Source organism: Qipengyuania sp. 902, assembly GCF_051195295.1.
Classification (GTDB): domain Bacteria; phylum Pseudomonadota; class Alphaproteobacteria; order Sphingomonadales; family Sphingomonadaceae; genus Qipengyuania.
Genome location: NZ_JBNJLJ010000002.1, coordinates 218,223 through 234,381 on the forward strand (window position 1 = coordinate 218,223; position 16,159 = coordinate 234,381).

17 protein-coding genes are annotated in these 16,159 nt (G+C 61.6%); 8 read left to right on the plus strand and 9 right to left on the minus strand.

Features of this window, described 5'->3' with window-relative positions; genetic code table 11:
• Positions 1–125 precede the first annotated feature (125 nt).
• The 3 genes from gyrA (at position 126) to ACSH0F_RS06155 (ending at position 3,911) form a co-directional block, all read left to right on the plus strand.
• On the plus strand, positions 126–2,966 hold the full coding sequence (gene gyrA / locus ACSH0F_RS06145) for a DNA gyrase subunit A (protein WP_435200964.1): 2,841 nt from the start codon (positions 126–128) through the stop codon (positions 2,964–2,966).
• Positions 2,967–2,976: 10 nt separating this feature from the next.
• Entirely contained in the window at positions 2,977–3,210 is a 234-nt protein-coding gene (locus ACSH0F_RS06150) for a TauD/TfdA dioxygenase family protein (protein WP_435200966.1), read from the plus strand.
• Between the two features lie 107 nt (positions 3,211–3,317).
• Complete coding sequence (locus tag ACSH0F_RS06155; protein ID WP_435200968.1) at positions 3,318–3,911, plus strand: TauD/TfdA dioxygenase family protein; 594 nt, start codon at positions 3,318–3,320, stop codon at positions 3,909–3,911.
• On the opposite strand, the gene ACSH0F_RS06160 is transcribed toward ACSH0F_RS06155, so the two are convergent.
• Positions 3,820–4,476: a lysoplasmalogenase gene (locus ACSH0F_RS06160; protein ID WP_435200970.1), complete on the minus strand. Its 657-nt coding sequence runs from the start codon at positions 4,474–4,476 to the stop codon at positions 3,820–3,822. The genes ACSH0F_RS06155 and ACSH0F_RS06160 overlap by 92 nt on opposite strands.
• Before the next feature lie 52 nt (positions 4,477–4,528).
• Between ACSH0F_RS06160 and trmFO the strand changes: the two genes are divergently transcribed.
• Positions 4,529–5,896, plus strand: a complete 1,368-nt coding sequence (gene trmFO, locus ACSH0F_RS06165) for a methylenetetrahydrofolate--tRNA-(uracil(54)-C(5))-methyltransferase (FADH(2)-oxidizing) TrmFO (protein WP_435200972.1) — start codon at positions 4,529–4,531, stop codon at positions 5,894–5,896.
• Here the strand turns inward: trmFO and ACSH0F_RS06170 are convergent.
• The 8 genes from ACSH0F_RS06170 to ACSH0F_RS06205 form a co-directional block, all read right to left on the minus strand.
• On the minus strand, positions 5,893–6,351 hold the full coding sequence (locus ACSH0F_RS06170) for a hypothetical protein (protein ID WP_435200974.1): 459 nt from the start codon (positions 6,349–6,351) through the stop codon (positions 5,893–5,895). The genes trmFO and ACSH0F_RS06170 overlap by 4 nt on opposite strands.
• 28 nt (positions 6,352–6,379) lie before the next feature.
• The gene (locus tag ACSH0F_RS06175) at positions 6,380–7,033 is read right to left on the minus strand and encodes a hypothetical protein (RefSeq protein WP_435200976.1); all 654 of its coding nucleotides are present in this window, start codon (positions 7,031–7,033) and stop codon (positions 6,380–6,382) included.
• Positions 7,034–7,077: 44 nt separating this feature from the next.
• Positions 7,078–7,482 (minus strand): TadE/TadG family type IV pilus assembly protein, encoded by a 405-nt coding sequence (locus ACSH0F_RS06180; RefSeq protein WP_435200978.1) that lies wholly within the window; start codon positions 7,480–7,482, stop codon positions 7,078–7,080.
• Positions 7,479–7,910, minus strand: coding sequence for a TadE/TadG family type IV pilus assembly protein (locus ACSH0F_RS06185; RefSeq protein WP_435200980.1), 432 nt, complete (start codon positions 7,908–7,910; stop codon positions 7,479–7,481). Before ACSH0F_RS06185 ends, ACSH0F_RS06180 begins: the two co-directional genes overlap by 4 nt.
• Before the next feature lie 20 nt (positions 7,911–7,930).
• Positions 7,931–9,187: a pilus assembly protein TadG-related protein gene (locus tag ACSH0F_RS06190; RefSeq protein ID WP_435200982.1), complete on the minus strand. Its 1,257-nt coding sequence runs from the start codon at positions 9,185–9,187 to the stop codon at positions 7,931–7,933.
• Positions 9,188–9,465: 278 nt separating this feature from the next.
• Positions 9,466–10,851 carry a pyruvate dehydrogenase complex E1 component subunit beta gene (locus ACSH0F_RS06195; RefSeq protein ID WP_435200984.1) on the minus strand — a complete coding sequence of 462 codons (1,386 nt, stop codon included), beginning with the start codon at positions 10,849–10,851 and terminating at the stop codon, positions 9,466–9,468.
• A gap of 3 nt (positions 10,852–10,854) precedes the next feature.
• A complete protein-coding gene (gene pdhA / locus ACSH0F_RS06200) occupies positions 10,855–11,931 on the minus strand; it encodes a pyruvate dehydrogenase (acetyl-transferring) E1 component subunit alpha (RefSeq protein ID WP_435200986.1) in 1,077 nt (358 codons plus the stop codon).
• Positions 11,932–12,062: 131 nt separating this feature from the next.
• On the minus strand, positions 12,063–12,377 hold the full coding sequence (locus ACSH0F_RS06205) for an FtsB family cell division protein (protein ID WP_305932614.1): 315 nt from the start codon (positions 12,375–12,377) through the stop codon (positions 12,063–12,065).
• 149 nt (positions 12,378–12,526) lie between these two features.
• Here ACSH0F_RS06205 and hppD point away from each other — a divergent pair, with 149 nt between their 5' ends.
• From hppD to ACSH0F_RS06225, 4 genes are all read left to right on the plus strand, one after another.
• Complete coding sequence (gene hppD / locus ACSH0F_RS06210) at positions 12,527–13,648, plus strand: 4-hydroxyphenylpyruvate dioxygenase (protein WP_435200988.1); 1,122 nt, start codon at positions 12,527–12,529, stop codon at positions 13,646–13,648.
• Positions 13,645–14,217, plus strand: coding sequence for a VOC family protein (locus ACSH0F_RS06215; protein WP_435200990.1), 573 nt, complete (start codon positions 13,645–13,647; stop codon positions 14,215–14,217). The genes hppD and ACSH0F_RS06215 overlap by 4 nt, the downstream gene beginning before the upstream one ends.
• Positions 14,218–14,298: 81 nt before the next feature.
• Positions 14,299–15,177, plus strand: a complete 879-nt coding sequence (locus tag ACSH0F_RS06220; protein WP_305932617.1) for a mechanosensitive ion channel family protein — start codon at positions 14,299–14,301, stop codon at positions 15,175–15,177.
• Between the two features lie 66 nt (positions 15,178–15,243).
• Positions 15,244–16,158, plus strand: coding sequence for a haloalkane dehalogenase (locus ACSH0F_RS06225; RefSeq protein WP_435200992.1), 915 nt, complete (start codon positions 15,244–15,246; stop codon positions 16,156–16,158).
• The last annotated feature ends 1 nt before the right edge of the window (position 16,159 follow it).

Consider the following 16,159-nt stretch of genomic DNA (forward strand, 5'->3'; position numbering starts at 1 on the left):
ACCCATATGTGGAAAAAGCGCGCGAAACCGCCCTGTGTTCCCTCCTCTCGGTGGCAACCTGCGTGGCTTTGGCGTAACCTCCAACCGACCAGAACATAAGCAGTTCGCAGAACGGAAAAGCTGTCTTGTCAGACGATATTGAAGTCCTTGATCCCCCTCCCTACGACGGAGGCGACTACACGCGCATCGACATCGTCGATGAGATGAAAACGAGCTATCTCGATTACGCGATGAGCGTGATCGTCAGTCGCGCGCTGCCCGATGTGCGCGACGGGTTGAAGCCGGTGCATCGCCGCATTCTTTTCGCCAGCCAGGAAGGCGGCTTCGTCGCCGGGCGGCCCTATCGCAAGAGCGCCAAGATCGTCGGCGACGTCATGGGCAACTATCACCCGCATGGCGACGCGGCGATCTACGACGCGCTGGCGCGCATGACGCAGGATTGGTCGCTGCGGGTGCCGCTGGTAGACGGTCAGGGCAACTTCGGTTCGATGGACCCCGACCCGCCGGCTTCGATGCGGTATACCGAAGCGCGACTTGCGCGCGTGGCCAACGCCCTGCTCGACGATCTCGACAAGGACACGGTCGATTTCGCGGACAATTACGACCAGTCGCGGCGCGAACCGACCGTACTCCCGGCACGTTTCCCGAACCTGCTTGTCAATGGCGCGGGCGGCATCGCGGTCGGCATGGCGACGAACATCCCACCGCACAATCTCGGCGAAGTGATCGACGGCTGCTTCGCCTTCATGGACAATCCCGCGATCACCAGCGAGGAATTGTTCGAGATCATTCCAGGCCCCGATTTTCCGACTGCTCCCCTCATCCTCGGCAAGTCCGGTGCCCGCGCTGCCTATACCACGGGCCGCGGCTCGATCCTGATGCGCGCGCGGCACGAGTTCGAGGAAAAGCGCGGCGACCGGCGTTCGATCGTGCTGACCTCCATCCCCTTCCAGGTCGGCAAGAGCTCGCTGGTCGAGAAGATTGCCGAAGCCGCGAAGGAAAAGCGGATCGAAGGCATTTCGGACATCCGCGACGAAAGCTCGCGCGAAGGCGTGCGGGTGGTCGTGGACCTGAAACGCGATGCCTCGCCCGAAGTCGTGCTCAACCAGATCTGGCGCTATACGCCAGCACAGGCGAGCTTCCCGGCGAATATGCTGGCGATCCGTGGCGGGCGCCCGGAAACGCTCACCCTGCGCGAATTCATCCAGGCCTTCATCGGCTTTCGCGAGGAGGTCATCACCCGCCGCACCAAGTTCGAGCTGAACAAGGCCCGCGAACGCGCGCACATCTTGCTCGGCCTGGTGGTTGCCGTGTCCAACCTCGACGAGGTCGTGGCGATGATCCGCGGCTCTTCAAATCCGGCGGATGCGCGCGCCAAGCTGCTCGCCAAGGAATGGCCGATCGGCGATATCGCGCAATATATCGCGCTGGTCGAAGCCATCGAGCCGAGCGACGAACAGACGGGCGGCACTTATCGCTTGTCCGAGCGGCAGGTGAAGGCAATCCTCGACCTGCGCCTCCATCGCCTCACCGCGCTGGGGCGCGACGAGATCGGCGACGAACTCAAGGAACTGAGCGTCGCGATCGAAGAATATCTCTCGATCCTTGCCGATCGCGTGAAGCTCTACGGGGTGATGCGCGAAGAACTGGAAGAGATCAAAGCCAGCTACGCCACGCCACGGATCACCGAAATTGCGCCCGCCTGGGACGGTCTCGAGGACGAGGATTTGATCGAGCGCGAGGAGATGGTCGTCACTGTCACCCACGGCGGCTACATCAAGCGGACCCCCCTGCAAGCCTTCCGCGCGCAGGCCCGCGGCGGCAAGGGCCGCAGCTCGATGGCGACGAAAGACGAAGACGCAGTCGTCGAAATGTTCGTAACTTCGACGCACAACCCTGTGCTTTTCTTCACGAATACTGGCCGCGTCTATCGCCTCAAAGTGTGGAAGCTGCCCGAAGGCGGGCCCACCACCAAGGGCCGCCCGATGGTGAACCTGTTGCCACTGGGCGACGACGAACGTGTGACCAACGTACTGCCCCTGCCCGAGGACGAAAACGAGTGGAGCGCGCTCAACATCGTCTTCGCGACCGAACAGGGCATGGTCCGGCGTAATTCGATGGACGCATTCACCAACGTCCCCTCCAACGGCAAATATGCGATGGGCTTCGTCGAGGACAGCGGCGACCGCCTGATCGGCGTGAAACTGCTGAGCGAGGACCAGGAAATCTTCCTGGCCTCCGATGCAGGTAAGGCCATCCGCTTCGCGGCCACCGATGCGCGTGAAACCAAGAGCCGCACCGGCATCGGCGTGCGCGGCATGACATTGAAGGATGGCGCGAAGGTCGTCTCGTTGGCTGTGCTCGACGCCTGCGAGCGCGACACCGACGTCCGCGATGCCTATCTGCGCGCCGCGGTCTGGAAGAACAACGACACCGATCCGACGCTCGATGCCGAAAAGGTCGAGCAGATGGAGGAGTGCGAGGAGTTCATTCTGACGCTGACCGAACGCGGCTACGGCAAGATTTCCTCGGCCTACGAGTACCGTACCATCGGCCGCGGCGGCCAGGGCCTGACCAATATCGGCGAGCCGTCGAGCAATCCGAACCGCAATGGCTCCGTGGTCGGCAGCTTCCCGGTAAAGCATGGGTCGCAGCTGATGCTGGTGACCGACCAGGCGAAACTCATCCGCCTGCCAATCGATTTCCGGCACTTGCTGGAGGATGGTTTCGAGAACCACGCGGGCTATTCGATCTCGGGGCGGACCTCATCGGGTGTAAGCATCTTCAAGGTCGCGAAGGGCGAACGCATCGTCGGCGCGGCTTTGATCGACGAAACCGAAGAGCCGGAGAACGAGGCCGAGGAAAAGGTGGCGGACGAAATCGCGGCGCGCGGCGGTCTAGAGCAGACCACCCCGCACACGACCGCGCATTCGGACAAGAACATCGATGGTGAGCCAGGCGGATGAGGTCTTTCCGGTGAGACTGAAGGTCGAGCCAAGCGGCCAGGCGTGCGGTGCACGTGTTACCGGGCTCGACCTTTCCCGCCCGATCGGTCCCGAACTGGCCGCGGAAATTCGGTCGGCCTGGCTCGAACATCGCGTCCTCGCTTTTCCCGGCCGACCGGCGAACGACGACACGCTTGAAGCTTTCTCGCGCGCGATGGGCGGGTTCGGCGAGGATCCGTTTTTTGATCCTATCGAGGGCCGGTAGCACATTGCCGAGATCCTGCGCGAGGCCGACGAACAAGCCTCGCTTTTCGCCGAGAATTGGCAGAGCGACTGGAGCTTCTCGAGCATCCGCCCGCCGGGACCTGCCTGATGGCGTTCGACGCCCCGCCCCTAGGCGGCGATACCCTCTTCGCAAACCAGTTCGCGGCCTTCGATGCCTTGCCGGATGCGAAGAAGGACGAGCTTCGCGCGCTGACTGCCATTCACAGCGCGAAGCTCGCCTATGCACCCGACGGCACCTACGGCGAGAAAGATCGCGCGGGCGATCGTTCCATGGCGATCCGGCCTGATGAGAGCGCGAACGCGACCCAGAGCCATCCACTCGTCTACCGCCACCCGGAAACAAGCGAGGAAGCCCTGTTCTCGACGCTCGGTTATATCGTCGGCATCGAAGGATTGGCCCAGTCCGAGGCGCTCGCCCTGCTCACCGAATTAGCGCAGTGGCAGGCCCGCGACGAATTCATCTACCGCCATGTTTGGGAACCCGACATGCTGATTGTGTGGGACAATCGCCCCGTGGTGCACAAGGCGAACGGAGGGTATGAAGGTCACCGGCGCGAATTACATCGCACCACGATTGCCGCTTGGCGGCCTAGCTTCTCCGACTACGCAATGTCTGGACCACGCCCGTCACAATCAGGAATTGTGCGGCATAGTAGAGCGGCCAGACGAACCATTCGGTGAGCTCACCGGGAAGAGTTTGCGATTCGCGGGCGAAGATCAGCAAATCGCTCACCACAAACATGACGGCACCTATGCCCACGCGGTACCGAGGAAACCGGCTTGTCCAGGCGGCAGCGGCCATCAGTCCCACCAGCCCGCTATAAACCGTTGCAAGTTCCCAGTTCGGCAGTGGGCGCGTCATACCGACAGCGATGACAGCAGGCAAAACGATCAGAGCGAGGCCGGCAAGCCGCTGGCTAAAGCTCGTCTGCGCTCTCCGGTTCCGCAGGTACAATGCGATGGCGACGAGATGAGAAAGCGCGAATAGCCCGCCACCCACCAGAAAGCTGATCTCCAAAGCCACGTCGGCACACGCTGCAATGGCCATAACCGCTGCGATCAGCAGCCCGTCAGTTCCCTTCCCTCGCGCGGCAGCGTAGACCGCAAGTAACCCGACCCCCGCACCTTTCCAGATCATCAGCCACGCGCCACCGATCTCGTCGTCCATGACGAAGAAATAGGTGACCGCCGCCAGCAGACTCAGCAGCAACCAGGGGCGATGATCGGCAAGGGCTTTGTGCGCCATACCTTCCGCTAGGCCTTGATGCGACGGGGGGGCAAGCCCTACAGGGAGCGCAATGACCCACGATATCCACATCATCGGTGGCGGACTGGCCGGCAGCGAGGCCGCTTGGCAGCTCGCGCAGCGCGGTTTCAGCGTGCGTTTGTCCGAAATGCGGGGTGGCGGCGACATGACGCCAGCCCACCAGACCGACGGTCTGGCCGAGCTCGTCTGTTCGAACAGCTTCCGCTCCGACGATAGCGACAAGAACGCCGTCGGCCTGCTGCATCACGAGATGCGCGAGCTCGACAGCATCGTGATGCGCGCAGGCGAGAAGGCGCGCGTGCCTGCGGGGTCCGCCATGGCAGTCGATCGCGATGTCTTCTCCGCCGAAGTCCAGCGGACGCTCGACGAGCATCCCAAGGTCTCTGTCGTGCGCGAACGGGTGGATGCCCTGCCTGATACGGGGCGGACTATCGTCGCGACGGGGCCGCTGACAGCGCAGGCGCTCGCCGAGAGCATTGTGAGAGCCACCGGGCAGGATCGCCTCGCCTTTTTCGATGCCATCGCACCGATTGTCCATCACGACAGCATCGATATGGATATCTGCTGGATCCAGTCGCGCTGGAACAAGCGCAACGAGGCGTCGAACGAGGACGGCGATTATATCAACTGCCCGATGACCAAGGAGCAGTATCTCGCCTTCCACCAGGGTCTGATGGATGGCGAGAAGACCGAGTTCCGCGAGTGGGAGAAGGACACCCCGTACTTCGAAGGCTGCATGCCGATCGAGGTGATGGCATCGCGCGGCGTCGATACGCTGCGCTTCGGGCCGATGAAGCCGGTCGGGCTTGACAATCCGCGCGACACCACGCCCGAATTTCCGCAAGGCCGCTGGCCATATGCCGTCGTCCAGCTGCGGCAGGACAACAAGCTTGGCACGCTGTGGAACATGGTCGGCTTCCAGACGAAGCTGAAATACGGCGCACAGGTGGAGCTGTTCCGCACGATCCCGGGCCTGGAGAACGCCGAGTTTGCGCGGCTGGGCGGCCTGCACCGCAACACCTTTCTAAATTCGCCCGTCGTCCTCGACCGGCAGCTTCGCCTGAAAGGTGCAGAGCATATTCGCTTCGCCGGTCAGGTGACCGGATGCGAGGGATATGTCGAAAGCTCTGCTGTCGGCCTCGTCGCGGGCATGATGGCCGCGGCCGAACTGGCGGGTCGCGAGTGGCAGGGGCCGCCGCGCACGACTGCGCTGGGCGCGCTGCTCGCGCATATCACCGGGGATGCGGAGGCCGAGAGCTACCAGCCCATGAATGTCAATTTCGGCCTCTTCCCGCCGCTGCATGATGTCGGGAAGAAGCAACGCAAGGAGGCCTATACCTCACGCGCCAAGGCCGATCTCGCCGAATGGATCGCTCGCGAAGAGCTCGTGGCAGCCTAACAGGCGCAGCGCGGCTTCTTGCGACGCTTCGGTGCGGTGGTCGCGAATTCGCCCGGCGCCAGCTCGTTATCGCCATCGGCATCGGCGCCTTCGAACTTGTCGACCGTGGCCACCGCCCATTCCTCGAAATCGAGCAAATTGTTGCCATCCCTGTCGAGCTTGCGGAACGCGTTTGAGCGGGTCGAGAGCATTTCCGTGCGGGTAATGCGCCAGTCGCGGTTGCGATCGTAGCGGAAGAAGCGGCGCTGCTCGCGCGTCAGCTCGGTCGCCTCGGGCGGTGCCGGGCCGATCGCCTCGCCCGGATCGACTGGCGGAACCTCGGGGAGTGGCGCTTCGCTTTGCACGGCCATCGGGGGCGGCGCGCCCTCTTCGACTTGCGCCCTGCCCTGCCACCAGAACAACCCGAGACCTACAAGAGCCAGCGATGCGGTGCTGCCGACAACCAACCCCTTCATGTCCTGGCCTCCTGACTGCTTGGGATTTTCAGCGACCGAAGACGCCGGCACGCAAGGCCACCATGGCGCTGCCGCGCCCGGCAAGCAAGGGCGCGCCACCGGCAACAAGCGAGCGGCGCGCCAGTGCATCGAGAACGGCGAGAGGGCGCATCGCTCTGGTCATCGAAGCAGGCTGACCCATTGATGCCTGCGCATAGGCGATAAGTTCCGGGGTGCGATCCTCCTGCGGCAAGCCCGAAAGCAGGTCGGCTAGTGCCCACCGTCCTGCGGCAAGTCGCACCGCTGGAACGTCCGCTCCGGGGTCAAGAGTGGTCCCGAGCGCCAGCCAGCCAGCCTCGCGGCCTGCCTTCAACGCCTGTATCGCGGACCTGTCGAGGGGCTCGGCCAGCAGGACGGCTTCCCAACCGTCGACCAAAGCTCCCAATCGCGGGCGGTGCTCGCCGAAGCCCTTGGCAAGTTCGTCCAGCAAAGGATTTCCGCGCGGCAACTCACCGGCGCTTGCTGCCAGCGCATCCCGCCACCAGGCGAGCCGCAGCTGTCCGACGATGGCCTCGCTGGCTCCGGCCACCGACCGCGCCAGGTTGCGATCGAAGGCCAGCAGCGAAGCGAATGCACCGCGATGCTCGGGCAATGCGTAGCCGATGGCTACCTGCGCCTCGGGAGGCAGATCCTCGACAGTCATCGGCAGGCGTTGGCCATAGTCATGGGCAGCGCCTATGGCCGAGATCAGGCTTGGAGGTAAGCCCTGCGCGTCGAACGCACCGGGATCGAACCCAGATTCACGAAAATGAGGTTCACGTTATACGCGCCGGTTCCCTCAAGATCGACATAGTCCCGGCCGTCGAGCGATGTGCCGTGCGTGACCGTCAGGTTCGCAGAACCGAAACTCTTCGCTGTGAAAAGAGATTCCTCGAAATTCGTCTGCAATTGCGCATCGTCGGGCGTCGGCCAGAGGATCGCCGAGCGCGCGGTTTCGTCGATCGCCGCTGCCATCGAGTTGGTGAAATAGAGATAGATCCCAAAATTCATGCATCCGAGTATCAGCGTGAGCGCGACTGGAATGGCGAGGCCAAACTCAACCGCTGCCGCGCCGCGCCGATCCCGTGAAAGATTTTTGAATAGTCGCATCATTCCACCTGCAGAGTAACACTGCCCGTTGCCGTGAACGTGTCGACAAAATCGGCATATCCCTCGATGTCGAGGATCGGTTCGTAATCTTGATCGACTTCGATAGAAAGATACTGCGTGTAGTCGAAGCCAGCGTTGATACAGGCCGGCAAACTGTTTTTCTCTCCATCGCATTCGATCCACCGTTCCACGGTGATATCTCCGAGAGGCACACCGCTACCTTCGTGCACGCGGGCTTTAATCTCCACGTCGGTTGGCAACGTTTCCATCTCCGACATGATATAGTCCGCGCCGATCTGCGCATATTGCTGCACCTCCAGCTTATGCACAAAGCCAAGTGCCAGATCGATGCCCCCAAGTGCGAACATCAGGAGCACCGGCGTTGCGATCGCCAGTTCGATAGTCGCCGTACCCTTCTGGTCCGCGCGCACCTCTCTGCTCTTTCGTATCATCATTTCCGCAACCTCAGGACCTGTGCGCCGGAAAACGAGACCACGCCGCGACCCGGCTGGCAGGTATTGGACACTGAGGTGTTGCCGGTGAAGGTGATGTACTGCGCCACGATCTGCAGGCAGTCGGTCGTCATGCTGCTGTTGCCGCTGAAGGTCACCTGATTGCTGGGCGAGTAAATTGTGCCCTCGAATTCGGAATCGTTGTCGCCGGTTACAAAGAGGCGGTTCGCGTTCGACAGCGGAGTGCGGCTGTCCTGATGCATCAGGATGCCGGCGTAGTCTCCGGTGTCGGGCGCGGTAATCTGGACGTTCGATGTCCCCATTGCATCGAAAGTGCCGACCTTGTTGGCGTTGAATGGAGAGCTGGTGTTGGTGAACACCAGTGTCACACCGTCGCCAATCACCTGAGCCTGGCCGGCGATCTTGAACCCGCCTTCGCCGATGTAATACGTGCCCGGCTGCAGAGTTACACTGGCCTTGCTGTTGACGGTGATCCCTTTGTAGCACCCCGGATAAAGGATGTTTCCGTTCCCCGAGACAGATTCCGTGTTCGAACAGACCTGGTCGGGATCCGAAATAAGGTCGGCATAGGGATCGTTTTCGGGTGCGACACCGCGGTTGATGCGCGTGTCTTCAGAAATATTGTTGCCCTCGATGACGTTGCCGACGGCCGAAAGTGCGCCGGCCACGATGCTGTCGCTTGTCGTCGCGTCGAAATCGGAATTGGACTGCAAGCCGCAGTTCATGTCGACCGAGGAAGAGCCCGTGATGGAAAGCGCCGTACCGTTTGGCGAAAGCGCGATCATGCAGTTCGCGACCTCACTCGAAGCCTGAGCCACCGCTTCGACGCGGATCGTCGGTGCGGTCGGCATGAAGAAGCTGGAAAACGGCAGCTTGGTCGAAGTCGACAGGACTACGCGGACCATGCTGGCATCCCCAGCGAATTCGCCGGCCGTCGGCGGCGTCTCTACTGCTTCGATGATATACGAATGCTGGGTGTTGCGGCCTAGCACGTTGCGGACCACGGCATCGACTTCCTCTGCATCGCCGCCGTTCTTGAGCTCAAGCCCGCCGGCCATTGCAGCCGAGTCAGCAGCACTGCGAAGATCGCGCTTCCAGCTGATCCATTGGGCGACATCGATGGCCAAGCCGAGCGTCCCGACCAGAGGAATCATCGACAGGCCCATGAGGGTCAGCACATTGCCGCTTTCATCCTTGCGGATATCGCGAACCAGATTTCTCATACGATCGATCATAAAACCACACCCAGGCTTTTGCAGAGCGTGCCTTTTGCCACGCTTGTATGAGAAGCCTGTAAAGCGGTGTAGTTAAGGAACGCTAAAACGCCGCCTCCGCTTAACCGTCAAATCGCCGCAGATCCGAGAAAGCGAGCGCAAAAGCGTCGCAGGGATTTAACCATCGTCAGCGCATCGTGGGAAAGGTTTGGCCGCAAGAAATTACTTAGCAGGGCGCAAAAGGCCCGCACAAACTAACGGCGCGGGCCTCTTATATTTTCACGCCTATACCGCCCGGGTCAGTCCCGGTAGCAGACCTTCTTCGCCGCCTTCACAATGCGCGGCGTATCGATCAGCGCAAGCTTTTCGAGGTTCGCCGCATAGGGTAGCGGCACGTCCTCGTCGCACACGCGCGTGACCGGGGCGTCGAGATGGTCGAAGCCATCCTCCATGCAGATTGCAATGATCTCCGAAGCGATCGAACAGGTTGGCCAGCCCTCTTCCGCAATCACAAGGCGGTTGGTTTTCACCAAAGATGTCAGCACAGTTTCCCTGTCGAGGGGACGCAGGGTACGCAGGTCGATGACTTCGGCGTCGATGCCCTCGCCCGCCAGTTCCTCGGCAGCTTCGAGCGCCAGCCCGACAGCGATCGAATAGGCGACGATCGTCACGTCCGAGCCTTCGCGCATGATGCGCGCCTTACCGATCGGCAGGACGTAATCGTCCATGTCGGGCACGTCGAAGCTGCGCCCGTAAACCAATTCGTTCTCCAGGAAGACGACCGGATCCTCGCTGCGGATCGCCGCCTTCATCAGGCCCTTTGCGTCGGCGCTGTCATAGGGCGCGATAACGATCAGGCCGGGCACGCTGGCATACCACGGACCGTAGTTCTGACTGTGTTGCGCGCCGACCCGGCTGGCCGCGCCATTAGGGCCGCGGAACACGACCGGGCAGCGCATCTGGCCACCGGACATGTAGTTGGTCTTGGCTGCCGAATTAATGATGTGGTCGATCGCCTGCATGGCGAAGTTGAAGGTCATGAACTCGACGATCGGGCGCAGGCCGCCCATCGCTGCGCCCGTGCCGATGCCGGCAAAGCCGTATTCGGTAATCGGCGTATCGATGACGCGCTTGGGCCCGAATTCGTCGAGCAGGCCCTGCGTGACCTTGTAGGCACCCTGATACTCGGCGACTTCCTCGCCCATCACGAACACGCGCTCGTCGCGGCGCATCTCCTCGGCCATGCCGTCGCGCAAGGCCTCGCGGACACTAGTCGAGGTGTAGCTGGTGCCTTCGGGGACATCGGGATCGCGAACGTCCGTCTTCGGCTTGGGCTTGGTGATTTCGGCCTCGCTTTCCTCGCGGCCGACATCCTTGCCCTCGCCCTCTACGTCTTCGACCTCGTCCGTCGCTGCCGGCGCCTCGATGTCGGACGCATCTTCGCCTTCGCCAGCCAGCATGGCGATCACGGTGCCGACCTTCACACCTTCGGTGCCTTCCTCGACCATGATCCTGCCGAGCGTGCCTTCGTCGACCGCCTCGAATTCCATCGTCGCCTTGTCGGTCTCGATCTCGGCGATGATGTCTCCGGCGACGATCTCGTCACCTTCCGATTTTAGCCATTTAGCAAGCGTGCCTTCCTCCATCGTGGGGGACAGCGCGGGCATCTTAAGTTCGATAGCCATGGCTCAATATTCCTCCACCAGAACGTCGGTGTAGAGTTCGGATGCTTTCGGTTCGGGCGAGCTCTCGGCGAAATCGGCCGCCTCGCTGACGACCTTGCGGATGTCCTTGTCGATCGCTTTCAGATCGTCTTCCTTGCTGCCGTTCTCGATCATGAACTTCTTCAGCCCTTCGATCGGGTCCTTGTGCTCGCGGATGTCCTGGACCTCCTCGCGCGTGCGGTACTTGGCCGGGTCGGACATGGAGTGCCCGCGGTAGCGATAGGTCTCGCATTCCATCAACACCGGCCCCTTGCCTTCGCGCACATGCTTGAAGGCGATCTCGGCAGCCTGACGCACTTCGAGTACGTCCATGCCATTGACCTTCATGCCGGGGATGCGGAATGCAGTGCCGCGGCGATAGAATTCGGTTTCTGCCGAGCTGCGCTTGACCGCCGTGCCCATGGCATACTGGTTGTTCTCGACCACGAAGACGATCGGCAGGTTCCACAGCGCCGCCATGTTGAACGTCTCGTAGACCTGGCCCTGGTTCGCCGCGCCATCGCCGAAATAGGCAAGGCAGAGGCCGCCATCGTCGTTGTACTGATGCGCAAGCGCAAGCCCGCCTCCGAGCGAAACTTGCGCACCGACGATGCCGTGGCCGCCGTAGAACTTATGCTCGGTGCTGAACATGTGCATCGAGCCGCCCTTGCCCTTCGAGATGCCCGCTTCGCGGCCGGTAAGCTCGGCCATGATGACCTTGGGATCGATGCCATAGGCCAGCATGTGGCCATGGTCGCGATAGCCCGTGATGACGCTGTCGAGCCCCTCGGTCAGCGCCGATTGCAGGCCGACGGCAACCGCCTCCTGGCCGATGTAGAGGTGGCAGAAACCGCCGATGAGGCCGAGGCCGTAAAGCTGGCCGGCGCGTTCCTCGAACCGGCGGATGAGCAGCATCTGTTCGTAGAAATGCTGCAGCTGCTCGTCGCTCGCCTTGTAGCGCTTGTCCTTTTCCAGCGTGTCTTGCAGCGAGTGGAGGACGAAATCCGTATCCTCGGTGGGCGACTTTGCGGGGCTTTTCTTGCTCTTGGGGGCTTTGGCCAAGACATCCTATCCTTGTTCTTCCGGGGAGGAATATGTGCCGAGCCTATAGGCACAGCCGCACCTGCCGCGCAACACGCGGTGCGCATGTGCATACGAAAACCCTTACGGAATGCAGCCGCTTGGCGCGAAACTCAGTCTTCCAGCTTGATGACGACTTCATCCGGATGGACGACGTTGAGCTGGCTGCGCAGCAGTTCGCCCACCATGTCCGGATCGGCATGGTCGTGATGCAGCAGAGCCACGCGGTTCTTCAGCGCAGTGCGCTCTTTCTCGATCTCGGCGAGCTGGACCTTGCGTTGGTCGAGCAGGCGCAGGTTTTCGCTCCAGGCGAGGAGGCCCGACGGTCCCGCAATGGCAATTCCGCCCATCACGAGCAGCGCGGCCAGCGCGCCATGCTGGCTCGCCTTCCCCCTGCGGATCGCTGCGATGGAACCTGACCGTTTCACAGTGTCACAGAATCACAGTTGGGCCGCCTGCGCAAGCACAATTGCGACCGGCGGAACTGCCGCTGCCCCGAGCCGTTCGATCCTTGACAGCAAACGGTAACTTTTGTAACTAGTTTCCATTGCAACCAATCAAATCACCGAGGACCGAAATGCCCGATCTCTTCGAAAACCCCATTGGCCTCGACGGTTTCGAATTCGTCGAATTCTGCGCTCCGGAAAAGGGCGCGATCGAGCCGGTCTTCGAAGCAATGGGATTTACCCATGTCGCCACGCACCGGTCGAAAGACGTGCATCTGTGGCGCCAGGGCGGAATCAACCTCATCCTCAATTACGAACCGCGCAGCGCCGCATGGTTCTTCGCGCGTGAGCACGGTGCCTCGGCCTGCGGCATGGGCTTCCGCGTCCGGGACGCGAAGAAGGCCTATGACGAATTGCTCGCTCGCGGTGCGGAACCGGTGCAGGTCGAGACCGGCCCGATGGAGCTGCGCATTCCCGCGATCCGCGGCATCGGCGGGGCGATCGTCTATCTGATCGACCGCTATGCCGATGACGACGGCCAAGGCCTGTCGATCTACGACATTGACTTCGAATATCTGCCGGGTGTCGAGAAATTCCCCGACGGCGCAGGCTTCAATGTCATCGACCACCTCACGCACAACGTTTACAACGGGCGCATGAAATACTGGGCGGACTATTACGAGACGCTCTTCAACTTCCGCGAAATCCGCTTCTTCGACATCAAGGGCGAATATACCGGCCTCACGTCCAAGGCGCTGACCGCGCCAGACGGAAAAATCCGCATCCCGCTCAACGAGGAAGGCGAAGGCGGCAAGGGCCAGATCGAAGAGTTCCTCAAGGAATTCAACGGCGAAGGCATTCAGCACATCGCGCTCATCTGCGACGATCTCGTCAAGTGCTGGGACAACCTCAAGGACCTCGGCGTGCCGTTCATGACTGCGCCGCCGGAAACCTATTACGAAATGCTGGAAGAACGCCTGCCCGACCACGGCGAGGACGTGAACGAGCTCAAGATGCGCGGCATCTTGCTCGACGGCACGACCGAAGGCGGTCAACCCCGCCTGCTGCTGCAGATTTTCGCCGAGGCACAAGTCGGCCCGGTGTTCTTCGAATTCATTCAGCGAAAAGGCGACGAAGGCTTCGGCGAAGGCAATTTCAAAGCCCTGTTCGAAAGCATGGAGCGCGACCAGATCAAGCGCGGCGTGCTCAGTGTCGAGGATGACGAAACGGTCCAAGCGGAGCCTGCGGAATGAGCGAGACAGCACCACACCCCATCAAGCTGGGCGGCGTTCACCACGCGGCCTATCGCTGTAAAGACGCCAAGGAGACCGTCGATTGGTACGGCAAGGTCCTAGGCATGGATTACACGACGGCCTTTGCCGAAGACCACGTGCCCTCGACCGGCGAATACGACCCTTACATGCACGTCTTCCTCGATGCAGGTAACGGCAACATCCTCGCTTTCTTCGAATTGCCAAACCAGAAGGACATGGGCCGCGACGAGAACACGCCGCAGTGGGTCCAGCATCTCGCCTTCAAAGTAGATAGCGAGGACGAACTGCTGGCTGCGAAGGAGCACGTAGAAAGCCTCGGCATCGATGTGCTGGGTCCGACGCACCACGGCATTTTCAAGTCGATCTACTTCTTCGATCCCAACGGCCACCGCGTCGAACTTGCGACCGATATCGGCACCGAAGAGCAATACGCGGAACTCAAGCGCGTGGCGCCGATGATGCTGGAAGAATGGAGCCAGACGAAGAAGGCACCCCGGCATGCGGACTGGCTGCACGAACTAGCGCGCAAGGAGCACGCTGCGAAGTAACGGCGCTGTCCGGACCGGCTGAGTGCCGCCGGAACCCTTTGCAGCCATTCGGCGTTGCCCCGCAAAGGGAGTTCCATACACGTGAATTATATCGGCACGCTGCGCGACCAGCTGCAGGACATGGGAACCGGGTTTATCGAAGCCCTGCCCAGCATAGCCATTGCGCTCGTCATACTTTTCGTCACGTGGATCGTAGCCCGGTTTGCCGTCCGCATTTCGGACATGATCGTCGGCCGCACGGAAATCCGTGCGAGCCTGAAGAATCTGATCGACACGCTGGTGAAGCTCGGCATCTGGCTGATCGGGCTGTTCATCGCCGCGGTCGTCGTGATGCCGGACCTCACTCCCGCCAGCCTGCTCGCCGGACTCGGCATCGGTGCCGTCGCGATCGGCTTCGCCTTCCAGGATATTTTCGAGAACTTCCTCGCGGGTGTGCTGATAATGGTGCGCGAGAAGATGCGCATCGGCGACATCATCGAATGCGAAGGCATCACCGGCAAGGTCGAGCATATCACTTTGCGCGAAACGCACGTCCGCAAGCTATCCGGCGAACTGACAGTCGTTCCAAACTCCATCCTGTTCAAGAACCCGGTCGAGATCTTCACCGATGTCGACCAACGTCGTCACGAAGTGGTCGTCGGTGTTTCCTACGATACGCAACTCGACCACGCAGCCGATGTGATCCGTCGCGCGGTGGAAGACGTCGACGATGTGCTCGCCAGCAAAGGCGTCGACATCTTTGCGCAGGAGTTCAATTCCAGTTCTGTCGATTTCCTCGTGCGCTGGTGGGCAGGATCGACACCGCGCGCCGGTTGGGAAAGCAAAGACAAGGTCGTCCGCGCAATCAAGGCCGCGCTCGACGAAGCGAGCATCGAGATCCCGTTCCCTTATGTGACGCACACGTTCAAGGAAACGGTGCCGGTCAGCCAGCTGGGTGACACGACAAAAAAGACGCCGTAAGGGTTTCGATGAAGGACTGATCTCGCGAGCCTCTTCAGGTCGCGGTCTGGCCCGAGGGAGATGCCCATGGAAATCCTGCGCACGCCGTCCGAACGGTTCGCCGACATCCCCGACTACCCGTTCGCGGAAAACTGGTTCGAGGTCCACCTTGGCCGTGGGCTGACCGCCCGTCAGCATTACGTCGACGAAGGGCCAAAGGATGCTCCGCCGGTCCTGCTCTTCCATGGCGAGCCAAGCTGGTCTTTTCTTTATCGCAAAATGATACTGATCCTCGCCGATGCCGGGTTCCGGGTGCTCGCACCCGACCTCATCGGCTTTGGGAAGAGCGACAAGCCGGACGATATCGACTTCTACACCTATGCGCGCCACGTCGATTGGCTGAAGCAATGGCGCAGCGCGGTCGAGCCGCGGCCCGCCGCCCTGTTCCTGCAGGATTGGGGCGGCCTGCTGGGCCTGCGCATGCTGGCTCACGATCCGGACCTATTCGCCTGCGTCGTGGCGAGTAATACCTTTCTACCTGCGGGCGGCACCCCGTCTCAGGCCTTCCTCGCGTGGCGCGAATTTTCCCGCAGCTCGCCCGATTTCCGGATCGGCGCGCTGCTCGATCGCGCGACAGCGACAGAGCTAAGCGAGGCCGAGATTGCGGCTTACGATGCGCCCTTCCCGACCGAGGCTCACAAAGCCGGCGCACGCGCCTTCCCCAGCCTTGTGCCGGTAGAGAATGGCATGCCCGGGGTGGCGGACAACAAAGCGGCCTGGCCAACATTGGCAGCCTACGACAAACCCTTCCTGACGCTGTTCGGCGAAGACGATCCGGTCACCAAGGGTAGCGAGAAATTCCTGATCGATCGCATCGCCGGGGCCAAAGGCCAGCCACACAGGACCTTGCCGACCTGCGGGCATTTCTGTCAGGAAGACCAGCCCGAAGCGCTCGCCGAGGGCTTGATCGCCATGGCTCGCAAAGCAGGCCACCTCGCTTGAA

Coding starts and splice junctions, on each gene's coding strand:
- ACSH0F_RS06225 (WP_435200992.1), top strand. CDS start 15,244: ATGGAAATCCTGCGCACGCCGTCCGAACGGTTCGCCGACATCCCCGAC.
- ACSH0F_RS06195 (WP_435200984.1), bottom strand. CDS start 10,851: ATGGCTATCGAACTTAAGATGCCCGCGCTGTCCCCCACGATGGAGGAA.
- ACSH0F_RS06190 (WP_435200982.1), bottom strand. CDS start 9,187: ATGATCGATCGTATGAGAAATCTGGTTCGCGATATCCGCAAGGATGAA.
- ACSH0F_RS06160 (WP_435200970.1), bottom strand. CDS start 4,476: ATGGCGCACAAAGCCCTTGCCGATCATCGCCCCTGGTTGCTGCTGAGT.
- hppD (WP_435200988.1), top strand. CDS start 12,527: ATGCCCGATCTCTTCGAAAACCCCATTGGCCTCGACGGTTTCGAATTC.
- ACSH0F_RS06180 (WP_435200978.1), bottom strand. CDS start 7,482: ATGATGCGACTATTCAAAAATCTTTCACGGGATCGGCGCGGCGCGGCA.
- trmFO (WP_435200972.1), top strand. CDS start 4,529: ATGACCCACGATATCCACATCATCGGTGGCGGACTGGCCGGCAGCGAG.
- ACSH0F_RS06155 (WP_435200968.1), top strand. CDS start 3,318: ATGGCGTTCGACGCCCCGCCCCTAGGCGGCGATACCCTCTTCGCAAAC.
- ACSH0F_RS06170 (WP_435200974.1), bottom strand. CDS start 6,351: ATGAAGGGGTTGGTTGTCGGCAGCACCGCATCGCTGGCTCTTGTAGGT.
- ACSH0F_RS06175 (WP_435200976.1), bottom strand. CDS start 7,033: ATGACTGTCGAGGATCTGCCTCCCGAGGCGCAGGTAGCCATCGGCTAC.
- ACSH0F_RS06215 (WP_435200990.1), top strand. CDS start 13,645: ATGAGCGAGACAGCACCACACCCCATCAAGCTGGGCGGCGTTCACCAC.